The sequence below is a fragment of the Streptomyces sp. NPDC050743 genome (assembly GCF_044456925.1).
Lineage (GTDB): Bacteria > Actinomycetota > Actinomycetes > Streptomycetales > Streptomycetaceae > Streptomyces.
In genome coordinates this window covers 36,547-55,646 of the sequence record NZ_JBITGJ010000016.1, presented here as the reverse complement: position 1 = coordinate 55,646, position 19,100 = coordinate 36,547, and the positions used below count along the sequence as shown (strand labels likewise).

13 protein-coding genes are annotated in these 19,100 nt (G+C 71.5%); 6 read left to right on the top strand and 7 right to left on the bottom strand.

What is annotated here, in order from left to right:
• Positions 1 to 17 precede the first annotated feature (17 nt).
• From ACIBJF_RS18240 to ACIBJF_RS18230, 3 genes are read right to left on the bottom strand one after another with little or no spacing between them, the layout of a single operon-like run.
• Complete coding sequence (locus ACIBJF_RS18240) at positions 18 to 1,436, bottom strand: phytoene desaturase family protein (RefSeq protein ID WP_399174738.1); 1,419 nt, start codon at positions 1,434 to 1,436, stop codon at positions 18 to 20.
• Positions 1,433 to 3,250 carry a DUF3556 domain-containing protein gene (locus ACIBJF_RS18235; RefSeq protein ID WP_399174737.1) on the bottom strand — a complete coding sequence of 606 codons (1,818 nt, stop codon included), beginning with the start codon at positions 3,248 to 3,250 and terminating at the stop codon, positions 1,433 to 1,435. The genes ACIBJF_RS18240 and ACIBJF_RS18235 overlap by 4 nt, the downstream gene beginning before the upstream one ends.
• 3 nt (positions 3,251 to 3,253) lie before the next feature.
• Positions 3,254 to 4,717: a class I adenylate-forming enzyme family protein gene (locus ACIBJF_RS18230; RefSeq protein WP_399174735.1), complete on the bottom strand. Its 1,464-nt coding sequence runs from the start codon at positions 4,715 to 4,717 to the stop codon at positions 3,254 to 3,256.
• 200 nt (positions 4,718 to 4,917) lie between these two features.
• Between ACIBJF_RS18230 and ACIBJF_RS18225 the strand changes: the two genes are divergently transcribed.
• The 4 genes from ACIBJF_RS18225 (at position 4,918) to ACIBJF_RS18210 (ending at position 10,875) form a co-directional block, all read left to right on the top strand.
• Positions 4,918 to 6,198, top strand: a complete 1,281-nt coding sequence (locus ACIBJF_RS18225) for a PucR family transcriptional regulator (protein WP_399174733.1) — start codon at positions 4,918 to 4,920, stop codon at positions 6,196 to 6,198.
• Positions 6,199 to 6,623: 425 nt separating this feature from the next.
• Complete coding sequence (locus ACIBJF_RS18220) at positions 6,624 to 7,421, top strand: transglutaminase domain-containing protein (RefSeq protein WP_399174844.1); 798 nt, start codon at positions 6,624 to 6,626, stop codon at positions 7,419 to 7,421.
• A 472-nt stretch (positions 7,422 to 7,893) separates the two neighbouring features.
• Positions 7,894 to 9,942 carry a phosphocholine-specific phospholipase C gene (locus ACIBJF_RS18215; RefSeq protein WP_399174731.1) on the top strand — a complete coding sequence of 683 codons (2,049 nt, stop codon included), beginning with the start codon at positions 7,894 to 7,896 and terminating at the stop codon, positions 9,940 to 9,942.
• Between the two features lie 66 nt (positions 9,943 to 10,008).
• Positions 10,009 to 10,875 (top strand): phospholipid scramblase-related protein, encoded by an 867-nt coding sequence (locus tag ACIBJF_RS18210; protein ID WP_356317392.1) that lies wholly within the window; start codon positions 10,009 to 10,011, stop codon positions 10,873 to 10,875.
• A 130-nt stretch (positions 10,876 to 11,005) separates the two neighbouring features.
• Here the strand turns inward: ACIBJF_RS18210 and ACIBJF_RS18205 are convergent, their stop codons facing one another.
• From ACIBJF_RS18205 to ACIBJF_RS18195, 3 genes are all read right to left on the bottom strand, one after another.
• Positions 11,006 to 11,968, bottom strand: coding sequence for an SDR family NAD(P)-dependent oxidoreductase (locus ACIBJF_RS18205; protein WP_399174729.1), 963 nt, complete (start codon positions 11,966 to 11,968; stop codon positions 11,006 to 11,008).
• Positions 11,969 to 12,073: 105 nt separating this feature from the next.
• Positions 12,074 to 13,021: a hypothetical protein gene (locus ACIBJF_RS18200; protein ID WP_399174728.1), complete on the bottom strand. Its 948-nt coding sequence runs from the start codon at positions 13,019 to 13,021 to the stop codon at positions 12,074 to 12,076.
• Positions 13,018 to 13,821 carry a phosphatase PAP2 family protein gene (locus tag ACIBJF_RS18195; protein WP_399174726.1) on the bottom strand — a complete coding sequence of 268 codons (804 nt, stop codon included), beginning with the start codon at positions 13,819 to 13,821 and terminating at the stop codon, positions 13,018 to 13,020. Before ACIBJF_RS18195 ends, ACIBJF_RS18200 begins: the two co-directional genes overlap by 4 nt.
• A 245-nt stretch (positions 13,822 to 14,066) precedes the next feature.
• On the opposite strand from ACIBJF_RS18195, the gene ACIBJF_RS18190 reads away from it, so the two are divergent.
• Complete coding sequence (locus tag ACIBJF_RS18190; RefSeq protein ID WP_399174724.1) at positions 14,067 to 14,681, top strand: TetR/AcrR family transcriptional regulator C-terminal ligand-binding domain-containing protein; 615 nt, start codon at positions 14,067 to 14,069, stop codon at positions 14,679 to 14,681.
• 177 nt (positions 14,682 to 14,858) lie between these two features.
• On the opposite strand, the gene ACIBJF_RS18185 is transcribed toward ACIBJF_RS18190, so the two are convergent.
• Positions 14,859 to 15,950: a DUF2510 domain-containing protein gene (locus ACIBJF_RS18185; RefSeq protein ID WP_399174722.1), complete on the bottom strand. Its 1,092-nt coding sequence runs from the start codon at positions 15,948 to 15,950 to the stop codon at positions 14,859 to 14,861.
• 446 nt (positions 15,951 to 16,396) lie between these two features.
• Here ACIBJF_RS18185 and ACIBJF_RS18180 point away from each other — a divergent pair, with 446 nt between their 5' ends.
• On the top strand, positions 16,397 to 19,093 hold the full coding sequence (locus tag ACIBJF_RS18180; RefSeq protein ID WP_399174721.1) for an ATP-binding protein: 2,697 nt from the start codon (positions 16,397 to 16,399) through the stop codon (positions 19,091 to 19,093).
• Positions 19,094 to 19,100 lie beyond the last annotated feature (7 nt).

Sequence of the window (19,100 nt, the reverse complement as noted above, 5' to 3'; positions counted from 1 at the left end):
AGCTCATGCCGCCGCCGTCAGCGGTGCGCGAGATGGCGCAGGGCACGCCGTGCGGCGTGGGCGCCGCACATGCCGTGGGCTCCGGGGCCGGGCGGGGTCGCCGCCGAGCAGATGAAGTGGCCGGGCAGTCCGACGTCGTACGGGTTCAGCGTGAGGCGGGGCCCGAAGAGAAGCTGGGAGAGGTGCTTGGAACCCGTCATGATGTTGCCGCCGACGTAGTTGGGGTTGTACGCGGCGAACGCGGGCGTGGTGCGTACGGCGGTGCCCACGACCCGGTCCCGGAAGCCGGGGGCGAATCGCTCTATCTGCGCGATGACGGCCTCGGTGGCGTCCCCGGTGTAGCCGTGGGGGACGTGCGCGTAGGTCCACACCGGGTGCACGTTTCCCACCGAACGCTGTGGGTCCGCCAGGTACTGCTGGCCGACCAGGACGAACGGCCGTTCGGGCATCCGTCCGGCATGGATCTGGCGCTCGGTCTCGGCGATCTCGGCGAGGGTGCCGCCGAGGTGCACGGTGCCGGCCCGGCGCGCCGCCTCGGCCGTCCACGGCACGCCGTCCTCCACGGCGAAGTCGACCTTGAACGCCCCGGGTCCGTACCTGAACCGCCGGTAGGCCCGAGCCACGTGGGCGGGCAGTCGGTCCCCGAGGATCTCTGCGACGGCCGTGGGCGTCAGGTCGTAGATGACGATGTCGGCCGGCGGCAGCTGACGATGACTCCGCACGCGGGCGCCCGTCTGGATCGTGCCGCCGAGATCGAGCAGCAGCGCCGCCATCGCCTGGGTGATCGACTGTGAGCCGCCGGCGGCCACGGCCCACCCGTGCCGGTGTCCGGCGGTGAGGATGCCCAGACCGATCGAGGAGCTGAACGGCCGGTGAAGCGGGTGGAAGGCGTGGGCGGCCACCCCGGCGAACAAGGCTCGTGCCTGCTCGCCGGCGAACGCCTTGGCCAGCACGGTGGCCGGCAGTACCGCGGGCAGGCCGAACCGTGCCAGCAGCAGCGGGTGTCTTGGGATCCTGAGCAGTGGTCCGAGGATGTCCTGCGCGAGTTCGTCGTAGGCCTCGACCGGGCGGGCGAACAGCCGTGTCCAGCGCCGGCTGTCGGGCCCCAGGCCCGCCGCGGTCTCGGTGACGGAGCGGCGCAGTACACCGGCGGTGCCGTCGTCGAGCGGGTGCGCGCAGTCGATCTCGGGGAGTTTCCACCGCAGTCCGTAGCGGCCGAGGTCCAGGCTCTGCAGGAACGTCGAGCCGACCGCCATCGGGTGGATGGCGGAGCAGTGGTCGTGCAGGAGGCCGGGGAGGATCGCCTCACCGGAGCGAGTGCCGCCGCCGATCTCGGCGGCGGCCTCCAGCAGCGTGACCGATACCCCCTCCCGGGCGAGGGTGATGGCGGCGGCGAGCCCGTTGGGCCCGCCGCCGACCACGACGGCGGTGGTCACGCCGGTGCCTCCTCGCCGGTCTCCGTCCGGGGGCCGAGGTGGTGCACGGGGTGGTCGGAGGGGTGCCGCCAGGTCACGGTCACCGGCACCGGTCCGTTCGGGAGCCAGGGTTGTTCCTCGGTCAGGTCCCGCACGTCCCACCGGCCGCGCTCGACCACGCCGAGGGCGGCGTCCATCACGAAGTACTCCTGTGTCCGGCGGTGGAGGGGCTGGGACTCCACCCACACCACCACGAACTCGCCCGGCTCGAACCTCAGCCGCCGCTGGACGGCCTCGATCAGCTGGTCGTCGTGAAGGTGTCCGTCACCGAAGTTCCATCCGACGATCAGGTTGGCCCCGATCTCGCCCTCGCGCACCGTATAGGTCTCGATGTCGTCACCGAGGTAGGTGTGCAACACCGACAGCAGGCCCTTGCCCTGGCTGTGCATCGACCGCCAGGCGATGAACATCTGCATGGTCAGCTCGGCGACCGGGGCCGGGTAACCCAGGGCCTGCAACTGCCGGTTGTGGGTCGGGACCGGGATCGGCAGCTCGTTGAGGCGCTCCTCCACACCCGGCGCCATCGCCCAGAGGGCCGAGGCCCAGTTGCCGGCGTACTGCCGCATCGAGGGCAGGAAGGAGACCAGGTCGGGACGGAGGTTCCCGAGGACGGGGAAGAACAGCAGGGCGCCGGCGATCACCGGGAGCATCCAGCCCTGCGAGAAGTCGAGGACGCCGTAGCCCTCGCCGTTGGGGTACCCGGCGAACAGGAAGATCGCGATGTAGCCGAACAGCACGTTCCACTCCAGCGGCACCGCGAGGGGGAACGTCGAGGTGATGAACAGGTGGAAGAGCACCATGCAGCCGACCGCGACCAGGGTCAGCTCGCGGTCGGTGCTCAGCAGCAGGATGAGAGGTACGACGAACTCGGCGGTCGTGCCCAGCACATGCGCCATGAACCGGGCGAAGCCGGAGGGACGCAGGTCCTCGGGGGCGTTTCGGTAGTGCTTCAGCCGTACGGACTTGGGCATGAACGGCGCGTTGGACACCATCGGCGGAACCACGAACGCGAAGTGGCGGGTGAACTTGGACACCGCGGCCCCCACCCACACCACGACGATGACCAGTTTCGCGGCGATGATCATGTCCGTGAAGCCGAGTCCGGCGCAGACGATCATCACGGGCACGTACTGCTCACCACGGGCGGCCAGGAAGATCACCTTGTCGCGCAGGCCCAGCAGGACGGTCAGGACGGCCGGGACGAGGAACAGCACGGGCCGGACCAGGCCGCCGGTCGCCTCCGGGCGGGCGGCGCTCAGCGCGGCACTGTCGGCACCGGGTAGCACGATCGCCACCGCGAGAGATGCCAGGATCGCCGCGTACAGCAGGGCGTCGACGACGCCGCGCTCGTCACCCCCGGTGAACGGCACCGCCCTCGGCCACGGTGGCAGCCGGATCGTGCCGGGACGCAGCCAGTAGCGCGCACCGCCGTACATCGGCTTGAAGTGCCCGGTGAGCGGGCCCCACGCGCCACCCACACCGACGATCTCCAGCAACGCCACCCACAACACGAGCTTCTGATAGACGATCGGCTCGTCCCACCAGTGCCGGACGTCGAACAGGCCGCCCACGTTCGAGGTCCAGGTGATGAGCAGCAGACCGCCAAGGGCGGAGAGCCCGAGGAGTTTCACCAGGTAGATGACGTGCAGCAGCCTGGGGCTGCCGAAGCCGTTCTCGGCCCAGAAGGTGCTGAGCACCTTGACCCGCTCGAAGAACGGGCGCTGGTTGAACTCCTCGGGTTCGACCGCGGGCAGGACGGGGCTGTTGAAGGGCACGGTTCACGCTCCCGTGGTGATGCGGTGCTGCCGTCGCAGCGCCGGCTTGTCGATCTTGCCTATGGGGTTCTTGGGCAGTGCCTCGAGCACGCGGACGCCGACGGGCACCTTGAACCGGGTCAGTTGGTCCTGGCAGCGCTTCAGGACGTCGACGACGTCGAGGTCCGCCCCCGGGTAGCGGGACAGGTAGGCGAACGGGACCTCGCCGAACTTCTCGTCCGGCGCACCGATCACAGCGGCCTCCATCACCCCAGGATGGGCGAGGAGAACCGTCTCGATCTCCTTGGGGTAGATGTTCTCGCCGCCCCGGATGATCATGTCCTTGATCCGGTCGACGATCCGCAAGTAGCCGTCCTCGTCCAGGACGCCGACGTCGCCGGTGTGCAGCCAGCCGTCCCGCAGGGTGTCGGCGGTCGCATCGGGGCGGTTGAGGTAGCCCCGCATCACGTTGGGCCCCTGGACGACGACCTCGCCGCGCTCCCCCCTGGGCAGGATCCGGCCGTCCGGAGCCATGATCTCCACGCGCTGTCCGGGGAGGGCGGGGCCGACGGTGCCGGCCTTCCGCACGCCGTCCCAGCGGTTGCTGGTCGCCGCGCACGTGCACTCGGTGAGTCCGTATCCCTCGGCGAGCACGAAGCCGAACCGCTCCTCGGCCGACCGCAGCAACTCCTTCGAGGCCGGGGCGGCACCGCACACCGCGAACCGGACCGAGGAGAAGTCCGCCTCGCGCGGCTGGGCCAGGAGCATCGCGTAGATGGTCGGCACGCCCGAGAAGTACGTCGGACGCAGGCGCTCCACGGCGTCAAGGAACCCCTCGACGGTGAACCTTTGCAGCACGCTCAACTGCCCGCCGCTGCGCATCGGGGCGAGGAAGCTCACACAGATCGCGTTCACGTGGAACAGCGGCAGGAACAGCAGACAGTGGTCTGCGGAGGTCAGCCGCATGGTGTCGGCCATCATCGAGCTCATCGCCTCGAGGTTGGCGTGATCGAGCATCACACCCTTGGGGCGGCCGGTGGTGCCGCTGGTGTAGACGAGCAGGGCGAGCTCGTCGGACCGAGTGGCCGCCGGCGGCAGGATCCCCTTCGGCTCGCGGCGCAGCGCGTCGACCGCCAGCGCCGGCCTGCCGCCGTCGGGCGCGTCGGGGCCGGCGTTGACCACGAGGGCGGCATCCGCGTCCTGGATCTGGTAGTCAGCCTCGTTCACCGTGAACATCGGGTTGACCGGGGTCGCCGCCGCTCCGATGCGCCAGGCGGCGACCATCGCGACCAGGAGCTCCACGCGGTTCGGCAGCATGATCCCGACCACGGATCCGCGACCGACACCGTGCTCGGCGAACTGCTCGGCCGCCGCTTCGACCCACGCCGCGAACTCCGCGTACGTCAGCCGATGCCGCTCGTCGCGGATGCACGGTCGTTCGTCGTGAAGGGCGCTCCCGCGCCAGGGGAGGTACTCCATGCCCGCCATGGACGTCCTTTCGTTGCGGGTGTGCTCGCCCCGGGACGGTAGAAACTGACCGTGACGCCCGTCACTGTCTCCGGGGGCCAAGAAAGTCGCGGCACTTCGTACCGCCGAGCCGCAAGGAGCGGGGATGGGACCCTTGCCAGAACGGAGAACCATCGCTGACAGTTGTCCCTCTGGCACAGGACCATGTGAGGGAGAGCCGGATGGCGCAGTGGGGCGAGGACCCGGAACTGGCCGACATGGCTGTCGTGAGCTCGTCGCTCAAGAGCCGGGTGACCGAGCTCACCGCCTCCATGACCGCACTCCTCACCGAACAGATCCCCGACCTCCCTCAGGACCCCGTCACCCGGCGAATGCTGGCCGAGAGCGTCGAGAGCAACCTCCGCCTGGCGGCCGAGGTCTACGGCGGCGAGATCGGCGTGGGCGACATCAGGGCTCCGCGGGGCGCGCGGGAGTACGCGCGCCGACTGGCGCAGTACGAGGTCGCCTCGACCGCTCTGATCCGGGCCTACCGGCTCGGCCAGCACGTCCACGTGACCTGGGCGGTCGACGAACTCGTCCGCGCCTTCCCGGATCCCGTCCGGGCGCTCGCGGCGGTGCAGACGCTGCTCAGCGTGATCTTCCGCTACATAGACTTGATCTCGGAGCAGGTCATCGAGGACTACCAGGTCGAGCGGGAGCGCTGGCTCGCGCACCGCAGCACCGTGCGCACGCAGATACTCGAACGTCTCCTCGCAGCAGAGTCCGTGGATGCGGCGGCAGCCGAGAGCACGCTGGGCCTCAGGCTGCGCCAGCACCACATCGCGGCCGTGCTGTGGACCGCGGGCGAGCACGACTCCCCGAGCGACCTGCGCATGCTGGAATCCGCGGCGGGACGCCTGGGCGAGGCGGTGGGTGCCACGGGCGCGCCGCTCGTGTGGCCCAAGGACCGGTCCACCGCCTGGACGTGGTTCCCCGTCGGTCGACGGGCCGAGCCACCGGACCCCGCCCGCGCCGAGGCTGCTCTCGACGGCACGGCGCCCAGGATCCTGGGAGGACTCGGCGCGCCGGGCTTCGGCGTGGCGGGCTTCCGCCAGTCCCACGAGGACGCGCTCCAGGCAGCCCAGGTCGCGACGATCGGTGACGGCCGCCCACGCCGTCTCACCTGCTACACGGAACCCGGCGTGCGGACCGCTGCACTCCTCGCGGCAGACCTCGCGGGGACCCGCCGACTGGTGTCCTCGTCACTGGGAGGCCTCGACGCCGGGACGGACTCGGCGGCACGGCTCCGCGAGACCCTGCTGGTCTTCCTGAACGAACGCCGCAGCCATGTCGCCGCCGCACAGCGACTGCACCTGCACAAGAACACGGTGAAGTACCGGGTGGCAAAGGCCGTGGAGCAGCGGGGCCGCCCCCTCGACGAGGACCAACTCGACCTCCAACTGGCCCTCATCGCCTGCCGCTGGCTGGGCCAAGCGGTCCTGCCCGCTTCCGAGACCGGCTGAGTCCGTTCACGGCACGGGCACCCGGGCGGCGCGATCCCTGGCACCGTCTTCGGCGACTCGCGACCACGGGATCACGCCGGTCCTCTGCACGGCGCCTGAGCGGCCTCTCCCACGCGGGTGGCGTAGTCCTGGAGTATGGGTCCAGGGGATCTGCCCATGATCACCGAACACGGGCGGCACCGCGGCAGGGGCCTGGGCATCTTCCGATGGGTGGTCGAGTGGGCCACGCCGGCGTGGCATGAGGTCGTCCCAGGCTTGGGAGTGCACTTGCTGCGGTGGGATCCCCGGCACTCCGCCGACCAGGACCTGTCCGGTCGGTCTTGCCGAGTCAGGCCGGCAAGGCTCCACCACAGTTGAACGTGTTCAAATTTCCTGTCACGATACGTCTTGCCGCCTGGAATGTGCTGGACGAGAGGATCACGGTCATGACGAGCTCGCTCCTCACGCCGCGAGGCCGTGTCCGCATGCGCAGGGCCGCCAGGGGAACAGTCGCGGGGAGCAGGGCCCCGACGCGGATTCTCGACTGGCAGCATCCGAACGTTGCCGCATTGCTCCGACGCATCGGCATCCCGGCGGACTCTACGGGGACTTCAAATCCCGACCACCGGATAGCGGCCCTGCGCCAGGCTCACCGATGGATTGCCGCAGTCGTGCAGCCGGTGTACTCGGTCCAGGACGAGCGGCCCGTGTCGGAGGTGCTTCGCCGCCGCCGCGGCTCGTGCAGTCAACGCCTGGCGGTACTGGAAGCCGTGGCGCGGGCATCCGGGGTGGCCACGCGGGTGCGTGGCCTGCTGGTGGACGGGCGGTTCTGGTATCCGCGCTTCCCTCGCTTCCATCGGATCGTCCCCCACCAAGTTGTGCTCGCATGGCCGGAGTTCCGCCTTGACGGGCTGTCACCGACCGAACACCTCACCGCGCCCTGGTTGACAGTCTCGGAACTCTTCGGTGGTCTCGACGAGCTGAGCGAAGGCAGCAGTGGCGGCTTCACCAACGCCGGCGCGGAGACGCTCTTCGAGGCGTTGTCCAGGACAGCGATCGACTGGGACGGCGCGACGGTCTGCCCGGCCGCCGGCGCCGCGTGCGATCTCTCGGCCTACGTTCTGGCGGACCTCGGCCATTTCGACTCGCGTGACGAACTTTTCGCCCGGCACGGCCAAACTCTCTGCGGGATGGCGAGACTTCTCGCCGAGCCCATCCTGGGTCGCCGTTCGGCGGGCGCCTAGGACATGGCGAATGGCCATCATGTACGTAGCCAGATGACCAGGGCTGCAACGGTGGCGGTGCGCGAAAGACACAGCCGCGTCAGTCGCAGCGGGGGCGCGAGGGCCCCCGGGACTGCTTGAGCTCATTGACCGCCCGCTCGACGGTGTTGCGCTTCCTTACCGTCCCTCGTCGAAGTCGGGTGCCCGCCTGCCGAGGGAGCCCTCGCGTGGACGGGCGGCCTGGCTGTCGGCTTTCTCCGGATTTCGGGGAGCGGCGTAGCCGCGTTCCTGGCCATGAAATAACAGCAACTGGCTCAGGTTCCTCGCCGGGCCGCTGTTCGCGCGTGCGGCGCACCCCCGCCGTACCCCCGACTTTCACACGGGCGCCATCAGGCCCTTCCCTGACGTTTGTTGCTCTTGGAACACTCGCTGCGCGCACATTCCGTCATGTGGGCGGTATCGCGAACGTCAGGACGAGAGGACCCGCAAACCCATGCCCGAAGTCAATCGGCGCCGATTCCTCCAACTCGCGGGCGCCACGACGGCGTTCACCGCGCTGTCCAGCAGCATCCAGCGCGCCGCCGCACTGCCCGCGTACCATCGCACCGGTACGGTCCGGGACGTCGAGCACATCGTCGTCCTCATGCAGGAGAACCGATCCTTCGACCACTACTTCGGCACCCTCCGAGGCGTCCGCGGCTTCGGCGACCCCCGCTCCGTGACGCAGAACGGCCGCTCGGTCTGGAAGCAGTCCGACGGCATCAAGGACATCCTGCCCTTCCACCCGGACGCCGACGACCTGGGCCTCGCGTTCCTCCAGGACCTGCCGCACGGCTGGCAGGACACGCACGCCGCGTTCAACGGCGGCAAGTACGACAAGTGGGTGCCGGCCAAGGGCACCACGACCATGGCGCACCTGACCCGCGAGGACATACCGTTCCACTACGCGCTGGCGGACGCCTTCACCATCTGCGACGCCTACCACTGCTCGTTCATGGGCTCGACCGACCCGAACCGCTACTACATGTGGAGCGGTTACGTCGGCAACGACGGCCAGGGCGGCGGCCCGGTCCTCGGCAACGACGAGAAGGGCTACGGCTGGACGACGTACCCCGAGCGGCTGGAGAAGGCCGGGGTCTCCTGGAAGATCTACCAGGACGTCGGCGACGGTCTGGACGCCGCCGGCGGCTGGGGCTGGATCGACGACGCCTACCGCGGCAACTACGGCGACAACTCCCTGCTCTACTTCAACCAGTACCGCGACGCCAAGCCCGGCGACCCGCTGTACGACAAGGCCCGCACCGGCACCGACGCACGCAAGGGCGAGGGCTTCTTCGACCAGCTGAAGGCCGACGTCAAGGCCGGCAAGCTGCCGCAGGTCTCCTGGATCGTCGCCCCCGAGGCCTTCACCGAGCACCCCAACTGGCCCGCCAACTACGGCGCCTGGTACGTCTCCCAGGTCCTGGACGCGCTCACCTCCAACCCCGAGGTCTGGGGCAAGACCGCGCTGTTCATCACCTACGACGAGAACGACGGCTTCTTCGACCACGTCATCCCGCCGTACCCGCCCGCCTCCGGCGCCCAGGGCAAGTCGACCGTGGACGTCTCCCTCGACCTGTACAAGGGCGACGCGAGCCGTGTCGCCGGCCCCTACGGGCTCGGCCAGCGCGTGCCGATGCTGGTCGTCTCCCCGTGGAGCAAGGGCGGTTACGTCTGCTCCGAGACCTTCGACCACACCTCGATCGTCCGGTTCATCGAGCGCCGCTTCGGTGTGCAGGAGCCGAACATCTCCCCCTGGCGCCGCGCCGTCGTCGGCGACCTGACGGCCGCCTTCGACTTCTCCCGCAAGGACACCAAGCCGGTCGCGCTGCCGTCCACGGCCGCGTACGAGCCGCCGGACCACAACCGGCACCCCGACTACGTGCCCAAGCCGCCCGCCCACCCCGCCCTGCCCAAGCAGGAGCGCGGCAGCCGGCCCACCCGCCCGCTGAAGTACGCCCCGGTGGTCGACGGCTCCGCGGACACCGCGGCCGGCACCCTCACGCTCACGTTCGCCTCGGGGGCGCATGCGGGCGCCGCCTTCCTGGTGACCTCCGGCAACCGCACCGACGGCTCCTGGACCTACACCACCGCGGCCGGCAAGTCCCTGACCGACACCTGGAACTCGGCCTACTCCGGCGGTGTGCACGACCTCGCCGTGCACGGCCCCAACGGCTTCCTGCGCGTCTTCAAGGGCAAGGGCAAGGCCGCGGGACCGGAGGCGACCGCGCGGCACGCGGGCGACGACCTGGAACTCACCTTCACCAACAAGGGTTCCGGCATCGTGAAGCTGAAGGTGGCCAACGGCTACGGCGGCGCTCCGGCCACCGTGACCGTACGGCCCGGCGCGACCGTCAAGCACACCGTGGACCTCAGGGCGAGCAAGCGCTGGTACGACGTGACGGTGACCAGCGAGGCCGACCCGGCCTTCCTGCGCGGCTTCGCCGGCCATGTCGAGAACGGTCACCCCGGCGTCAGCGACCCGGCGATCGCCTCGGAGTGAACGGGCGATGAACACCGCTCCGTGCGGACTGGTCAGGTACCAGTCACATCAAGGTAGTGTGCCCCGGTGACCACGCAATCGAACACTCCGGCAGGCTGGTACCCGGATCCGCACGGAGCGCCGCAGACGCTCCGCTACTGGGACGGCGCGCAGTGGACCCAGCACACCAACCCGGCGGGGCAGCCCGCCGGTCAGGTGCCGCATCAGCAGGCCGCTCCCCAGCAGCAGGCTGTCCCGCAGCAGTACGGCGCCCCGCAGGCGCCGGCCGTCGACCCCAAGGTGCAGCGCCAGGTGCAGCAGCAGGCCGGGGTCGCGGCCGGCGGCCCCGGCGGCGGCACCCTCTTCACCGAGCCCGTCCTGGTCGTGAACCAGAAGGCCAAGCTGATCGAGCTGACCAACGAGTACAAGGTCATGGATCAGCACGGCCGGGACATCGGCTCGGTCACCGAGGTCGGGCAGGGCGCGCTGAAGAAGATCCTGCGCTTCGTCTCGAGCCTCGACCAGTTCATGACCCACAAGCTGGAGATCCGCGACGCCTACGGCCAGCCGCAGTTGCTGCTGACCCGGCCCGCGAAGTTCTTCAAGTCCCGCGTCATCGTGTCGCGTCCGGACGGCTCGCAGGTCGGCGAGATCGTCCAGCAGAACATGATCGGGAAGATCAACTTCGCGATGAACGCGAACGGCCAGCAGGTCGGCGCGATCAAGGCGGAGAACTGGCGGGCGTGGAACTTCGCGATCGTCGACCACGCGGACAACGAGGTCGCCCGGATCACCAAGACCTGGGAGGGCCTCGCCAAGACGCTCTTCACGACCGCGGACAACTACGTCCTGCAGATCCACTACCAGCTGCCCGAGCCGCTGCTGAGCCTCGTGGTGGCGACGGCCCTGACCGTCGACACCGCCCTCAAGCAGGACTCGCGGGGCTGGAACTGAACAGGCCCCGACGGGGGAGAACGAGACACGAAGAGCACGGCGACGGCGGCCGGCGCGCGCGGAGTACGTGCGCACCGGCCGCCGTCGCGTGTCGTCGTCGGATGTCCGGGGCGCGGCCGCGCCGACATGTCTAGGCGGCGAACGCGTCGACGCCCGTCAGTTCCGCCGACAGCGCCCACAGCCGAGCCGCCTGCTCCGGGTCGGTCGCCCAGTCCTTGACACCGGCACGCTCCTCGCCCTCCGGCGCGGGCTCGGCGACGTCGCAGTCCTCCAGATAGACGCCACCGAGCCCGTCCAGCTGGGGCGAGGTGGCCGCCCACACCTGGGTGGCCGCACCCTGCTGCGGGGTCTTGAAGCCCTCGGGATCGAGCACGTTGCCGTCCTCGTCGATCCAGCCGCGCTCGATCATCTCCTCCTTGGGCAGATGCCGTTGGAGCGGGGTGATGATGCCGCCGGGGTGCAGGGCGAAGGCGCGGACGCCTGCGTCACGGCCGAGCTTGTCGAGCTGGACCGCGAACAGGACGTTGGCGGTCTTGGCCTGGCCGTACGCCTCCCACTTGTCGTAGCCCCGCCGCCAGTGGATGTCGTCCCAGCGGATGCCGGAGAAGTGGTGGCCGCGCGAGGAGACGGAGACCACTCGGGCACCGCCCGGCGCGATCGCGGGCCACAGCCGGTTGACCAGGGCGAAGTGACCGAGGTGGTTGGTGGCGAACTGGGCCTCCCAGCCGGGCCCCACGCGGGTCTCCGGGCACGCCATGATCCCGGCGCTGTCGATCAGCATGTCGATGGTCCGTCCGGAGGCGAGGAAGCGCTCGGCGAAGCCGCGCACGCTCTCCAGGTCGCCGAGGTCCAGCTCGTCCAGTTCGACGCCGGGGATGTCGGCCACGGCCTGCTCGGCGGTGGCCGGGCGGCGGGCGGGCACGACCACGTGGGCGCCGGCCTTCACCAGCGAGCGGGTGGTCTCCAGGCCGATGCCCGAGTAACCGCCGGTGACGAGGGCGAGCTTTCCGGTCAGGTCGATGCCCCGCAGGACGTCGTCGGCGGTGCTGGTGGCGCCGAAACCCGAGCCGATCTTGTGCTGTGCAGTACTCATGCCCGGAACGCTACGAATTGGAGTGCTCTCGAAGTCAAGCGGCCGAGCGGCATGTCCGGGCAGGCGCACTCATGCCCCGGGCCGGCCGGCGAGGCCCGTGCCCTCTCAGAGTGCCGTGAGGTGTCCGGGCTGTTCCGGCTGCCGTGGCATCAGGGCCGGTTCGGCGGTCGCCGTGTCCGGCTCCAGGGCCAGCACCGCCGCCACGGGATGGTCGTCGTCCGCGGGCACCGGCTGGACGGTCACCCGGGTGAGCAGGACCACGCCCCAGGAGGCCAGGCCCGCTCCGGCGAGGGCCAGCAGGACGCCGGCGGGGCCACCCTGGAGACCCTGGCCGAGCAGGGTGAGGCCGATGACCGCGGCGGCCACCGGATTGGCGAGGGTGACCACGGCCAGCGGCGCGCCGAGGCCGCCGCGGTAGGCGGTCTGCGAGAGCAGCAGCCCGCCGACGGCGAACGCGGCGACGAGCACGGCGACCACGATGACCTCGGTGCTCAGTACCGGGCCGGTGCGGTCCGTGGCCGCCACGGTCACCGTCTGGGTCAGCGCCGAGGCGACACCGGAGGCGAAACCGGACGCCGTCGCATGCCTCAGGCCGGGCCGGGCGCCGGGCCAGGACAGCATGCCGATCGCGGCGGCGGTCGTACCCGCGACCGCCAGTGCCTCGGTCAGCGACAGCACCCGCGCGGGCGCCGGACCGGATGCGGTGACGAGCAGCGCGGCGAGCCCGAGCAGCGTCAGCGCCGTACCGCGCCATTCCACCGCGCTGACCCGGCGCCCGGCCGCCCGCGCGCCGAGCGGTACGGCCGCGACCAGAGTGAGCGCGCCCAGCGGCTGGACCAGGGTGAGCGGTCCGTATTTGAGGGCGACGACGTGCAGCAGGGCGGCGCCCGCGTTCAGTCCGACCGCCGACCACCAGGCGCCGGTGCCGAGCAGTCGCAGCAGGCCGGTACCGGCGCTGCGGGAGGCGAGGCGTTCCTGGGCGACGGCGGCCAGCGCGTAGGCGACGGCCGAGACGAGGGAGAGGGCGATGGCGATCAGGGCGGCGGCGCTCATCGGCCCGCTCCCGCCAGGACGGGCTCGCGCGCCGCGAGCCGGCCGGCCCCGCGCCCCACCGGGCCGGCCGTCCGGTGCGGCGGGTGGATCACGGCGAGGGTGATGCCGAGCATGGCCGTCGCGACGACCGCGTCGAGCCAGTAGTGGTTCGCCGTGCCCACGATCACCAGCAGGGTGATCAGCGGGTGCAGCAGCCACAGCCAGCGCCACCGGGACCGGGTGGCCGCGATCAGGCCGATCGCCACCATCAGTGCCCAGCCGAAGTGCAGCGACGGCATCGCCGCGAACTGGTTGGACAGATGGTCGCTGGACGGCGGGCCGTACACGGACGGGCCGTAGAGGCGGGCGGTGTCCACCAGGCCGTCGCCGGTCAGCATGCGCGGTGGGGCCAGCGGGAACGTGAACGGCAGCACCAGCGCGGCCGCGGTGACGACCGCGAGGATCCGGCGGGCCCACACGTAGTGCGCGGGCCGCCTGAGATAGAGCCACACCAGGAAGGCCAGCGTCGCCGGGAAGTGGACGGTGGCGTAGTAGGTGTTCGCGAGGTGGACGAGGGTGTCGCCGTGCAGCAGTGCGGACTGCACGGCGTTCTCGTGGGGCAGACGCAGCGCCCGCTCCAGGTCCCACACGCGGTGGGCGTTGTGGAGTGCGTTCGCGGTGTGTCCGGTGGCCAGTTGCCGGCCGAGCTTGTAGACGAGGAAGAGCCCCGCGACGAGCAGGAACTCGCGCAGCAGCGGCGGCCGGGCTATCGCGTCCGGCGGCTCCGCTTCTGCCTCTGCAGGCTCGGTTCGGGCATTCATCCCCCGGCCCCTTCGCTGACGGTGGTGCGTGTGGTGGTGCGGGCGAGCCCCCGCCTGCGGGGCCGGAGCTCATCGATACGTGATCGTACCGATACGTCAGTGTACCGATACGGCCGAGTACCGGTACACTTGCGTCTCGGTTGATGTGCGCCACACTGGAGACACCGCCCGGAGCGCGGGTTCAAGCCGTGCTTCGGCGGGCCGTGCAGGAATGACCTCAGGTCACGAGTGAGGGGAAACACCGCATGACGTCGCAGGCCGCGGACGGACCGGAGACGGTCGTCGCCTCGCGCCGCTCCAAGATCACGCCCGAGCGTGAGCGGGAGTTCTTCGACGCCGTGCTGGAGCAGATCCGCGAATGCGGTTACGAGTCCGTCACCATGGAGGGCGTCGCCGCCAGCACCCGGTGCAGCAAGTCCACGCTCTACCGGCAGTGGAAGACCAAGCCGCAGTTCGTCGCGGCCGCGCTGCGCGCCAGCCGCCGGGTGCGGTTCGCCGGCATCGACACCGGATCGCTCGCCGAGGACCTGCGCCAGGCGGCGCGGGCCGCGGGGGACTGGTCCGCCAAGGACACCAGGCTGCTGCAGGCGCTCGGGCCCGCGGTGACGGCCGACCACGAGCTGGCCCAGGCGCTGCGCGAGGCGCTGGTGTACCCGGAGATCGCCGCGCTGCAGGAGATGCTCGCGCGCGGCGTGGCCCGGGGTGAGGTCCGGGCGGGCCATCCGGCGCTGGAGTACATCCCCGCCATGATGTTCGGCGTGCTGCGCATCCGGCCGGTGCTCTGCGGCCAGTACGCCGACGGCAACTATCTCACCGGGTTCGTGGAAGCCACCGTGCTGCCTGCGCTCGGGCTGACCTGAGACCCAGGCCGCCGTTCACGGGATGACTGAACGGCGACCTGACCGCGCCGCACCGTGGGGACGGGGGCGGCGCGCACCCCCCGGCGGGTGGGGCTCCTCTTGAGCGGAGGGGAGCCCCGCCCGGCCGCAATCATCTCCCGTCGGCCGTGGACCGCATCACGGTCCGGCGGCCGCGGATCAGACGTCCTGGCCGTTCCCACCGCCCGACGAGACCTTGATCCCCTTGAGGATCTCGTCGATCACCGAGGTCTTCTCTCCGACGTCGATGCCGAAGCGCACCACCACGATCTGCTTGGCGTCGTCGGGCGAGGGGAAGGCGACCGACTCGACGAGGCCGTCGGCGCCCTTGCTGGTGACCGCCTTCCAGCGCACCATGTACCCCTTCTGCCCGGCCACCGTCACCGCGCCGGAGCCCAGCACCTGGTGCGAGGTGATGCTGCCGTAGGTGGTGCCGCCGTAGGACTGCTTGGCGTTGGCCGCGATGTCGGCCTTCGCGACCTTCTCGGCCGTGTCGCCCTTGATGCCCAGCGCCTGGGCCGGAGCCGAGTAGGCGCCGCCCGGGGTGCAGGTCTGGGTGGAGTTGCCGGGGCACTTGTAGGAGTCGTCGGAGGTCACCTCCGCGCCGACGCTGATCGTCTGCCCGGTCCAGCCGTCGGGCACCGGCAGGCTGATGCCGTTGACCGGGTCCGGCACCGTGCCGCCGCCCTTGACCTTGGGTGCCTCGGACTGGTTCGGCGAGGGTGAGGCGCCGCCGGACCCGCCCGGACCGCCGGACCCGCCCGAGCCCCCGGAGCCGTCCGAGCCCCCGGATCCGCCCTGGCCGCCGAAGCCGCCGCCCGGCCCGCCCTGACCGCCGTCCTGTCCGCCCGCCGCACTCTGGCCGGACCCGGCCCGGTCGGCGCTGCCGCCGTCGGGGTCCTTGGCGAGGGCCCAGACACCGACCGCGATGCTCGCCAGAACCGCGGCCGCCGCCACGACGGCTATCCCCGTGCGCACACCGCGCCGGGGCTGCCCGGCCGGCGGCGGGGCGGGGTAACCCGGATACGCCGGATACCCCGGCTGCGCGCCATAGGCGGGGGGAGCGGCCGGAGCGGCCGGGTGCGGACCGCCGGCCGGCGGCGGCTGCGTCGGGGGACCCCACGTGGCGGCCGTCCCGGCGGGGCGGGTCTGGTCCGTCCAGGCCTTGCCGTCCCACCAGCGTTCGGTGGGCGGACCGTCGTTCGTCTGCCCGGGGTCGGGGTACCACCCGGGGGGAGTCACCTGCGTCATGACCCCACCGTATGAGGCGACAGTGAAAGTGTGATGAGAGGATCCGCCGCCAATCGACCGGACCGGACATTTCACCGCCGAGAATTTTCCCGTGCCCTGTTCCGACTCCCGGTCGCAGCCGTCCTGCGGCCCCGGTTCCGCCGCCTCCACCACCAACGGCACCGGCCCGCGCAGCAACCGCCGCTCCGATCGCCCGTGGCCTGCCGGCGCGCCGTCCGCGTCGTCCGCCGTACGTCCGCCGCCGAACGCCCGGACCGCCGCGTCCAGCCGAACGGTTGACGCTCCGTCCGCCGCCTGACCGGCTGTTCGGGCGGGGTGCGCGTCGCCTGTGCATACCCGCTTTCACCCGCCGGGGCAACAGCTGCCCCGAGCGGCCACCACGCACCCCACCGGACGGCTACGCTCAGGGTCTGTACGTCATTCGGGCGACCTGGGGAGGGAACGGGATGACGGAGGGACGGCCGCCGACGGCCGCCTCGGCTTCCCTGTGGGAGCGGGACGCCGAGATCGCCACCGTCGCACAGGCACTCGACCTCCTGTGCGCCGACCAGTCCTCCGCAGGGAGTCTGCTGGTCTTCCGAGGCGAGGCGGGATTCGGCAAGACCGCGCTGCTGGCCGAGACACGGCGCATCGCCGAACGCCGAGGCTGCGCCGTGTGGTCCGCGCGCGGCGCGGAGACCCTGAAGTCCGTCCCGTTCAACGTGGTACGGCAGCTGCTCCAGCCCGCCCTGCTGTCGTTGCTGCCCGAGGAGGCCCGCGAGTACCTCGGCGACTGGTACGACATCGCCGGACCCGCCCTCGGCATAGCCGATCCGCAGGAGGGCACCGCCGACCCGCAGTACGTGTGCGACGGTCTGGTCGCCGCGGTGCGCCGGCTCGCCCGCCGCGAATGGCCGCTCGTGCTGCTGATCGACGACGCGCACTGGGCCGACCAGGAGACGCTGCGCTGGCTCGCCGCGTTCGCCGAGCGCCTGGACGACCTCTCCGTGCTCGTCGTGGTCGCCCGCCGCCCCGGCGAGGTGAGTGGCGACAGCGCCCGCCACCTCGACGCGGTGGCCGCCGCCGCGGCCCGCCCCGTCAACAACCTCAGCGCCCTCACGCCCGACGCGGCGGCGGGGCTCACCCGTGCCACCCTCGGCCGTCACGCGGACGACGCGTTCTGCCGCGAGGTCTGGGCCGTCACCGCGGGCAACCCCTACGAGACCACCGAACTCCTCGCCAAGGTGCAGGACAGCGAACTGCAGCCGGTCGAGGCCTGGGCCGGCGAACTGCGCGCCCTCAACCGCGCCGCCCGCGGCGGCGGACTGGTCGACCGGCTCAAGGGGCTCGGCCTGGAGGCGACCCAGTTCGCCTGGGCGGCCGCCATCCTCGGCACCGGCATCACCGTCGGCATGGTCGCCCGCCTCGCCACCATGGACGAGTCCGTCGCCCGGCACTGCGCCGAACTGCTCTGCTCCGCCCGCATCCTCACCGAACCCGAGCCCGTCGGGACACAGGGCGCCGGCACCGAACGCGAGGAGGGCGAGCTGGAGTTCGTCCACCCGCTCATCGCCAGCGCCGTCTACAACTCCATCCCGTCCGGGGTGTGCACCGCCATGCACGGCGTCGCCGCCCAGCTCATCACCGAGCTGGGCCGCGGCGCCGCCCAGACCGCCCGGCACCTGCTGAAGGTGCACCCGGACGGCGACGAGGAACTCGTCGAGCAGCTGCGCGAGGCCGCCCGCGAACACCTCGCCGTCGGAGCGCCGGACGCGGCCCACACCTGTCTGGAACGCGCCCTGCAGGAGCCGCCGCTCCCCGAGGTCCACGCCCACGTCCTGTACGAACTGGGCTGCGCCACCCTGCTCACCGCGCCCGCCGTCACCATCGAGCACCTCCAGCACGCGCTCGGCATGCCCGGCCTCGACGGCGAACGGCGGGTGGACGCCGTGGTCCGGCTCTCCCAGGCCCTGCTCCACAACGACCAGCTGGAGGAGGCCGTCCGCACGGTCGAGGCCGAGGCCGCCCGCCACGAACCCGGCCCCGTGCAGCTGCGGCTGCAGGCCGTGCAGTTCATGTGGGAGGGCATCCACGGCGAGACCGTCTCCCCGGCCCGCTCCCGGCGCCTCGCCGAACTCGCGAACACCTGCACCGGCCGCGACAACGCCGAACGCGCCCTGCTCATCCTGCGCGGCTTCGACGCCATGACCCACGGCGAGAGCGCCGAGGAGGTGCTCGAACTGTGCGACCGCGCCCTCGTCAACGGCCGTCTCGCCCCCGGCCTCGGCTGGACCGACCCCGAGTGGGGCATCGAGCTGCTGATGATGCTGGGCAGCGCCTACGCCTACACCGACCGGCTCGACCGCGCCGAGAGCCTCTTCGCCGAGGCCCTGCGCGTCTACACCGGCGCCGGCTGGCGCGGCGGCCACCTCTCCCTCGCCAACGCCTTCCTCGGCCTCGCCTACCGCAGGCAGGGCCGGCTGCGCGACGCCGAGTCCACCCTGCGCGAGGCCCTGGTCCTCGCCGAACGCGTCGGCCGCCGGCTGCCGCTGTACTGGTCGGCGACCTGCGGCCTGGTCGACACGCTGCTCGCCCGCGGCCGGGTCGGCGAGGCCTGGTCGATCGCCAAGCAGTACGGCTTCGCGCCGCCCTACCCCTCCACGATCGTGTTGCCCGACATCCGCTGCGTACGGGGCCGGCTGCTGCTCGCCGTCGGCCGCACCGAGGAGGGCGTCCACGAGCTGGAGGCCGCCGAGAAGACCGCCGCCTCGCGCGGCGGCCACAACCCGGTCCTCTCGCCCTGGTCCATCGACCTCGCCAAGGCCCTCGCCGAACAGCACCCGGACCGTGCCGCGCAGCTCGCCGCCGACGCCCGCCGGCAGGCCGAGCGCTTCGGCACGGACACCGCCATCGGCGAGGCCCTGCGCTGCGCCGCCGCCCTGGAGACCGGCGGGCGCGCGGTCCAGCTCGCCGCCCAGGCCGTCACCTACCTGGAGGCCTCACCCTGCCAGTACGAACACGCGGCGGCCCGCGTCGAGTACGGCATCGCCGCCCGGTCCGTCGCGGAACTGAACCGGGGCTTGGACCTCGCCCGGGCCTGCGGCGCGGAAGGACTCGTGGCCCAGGCGAGGGAGGTGCTGGAGACGGGACGGGGATTGCGCTAGCGCCCCG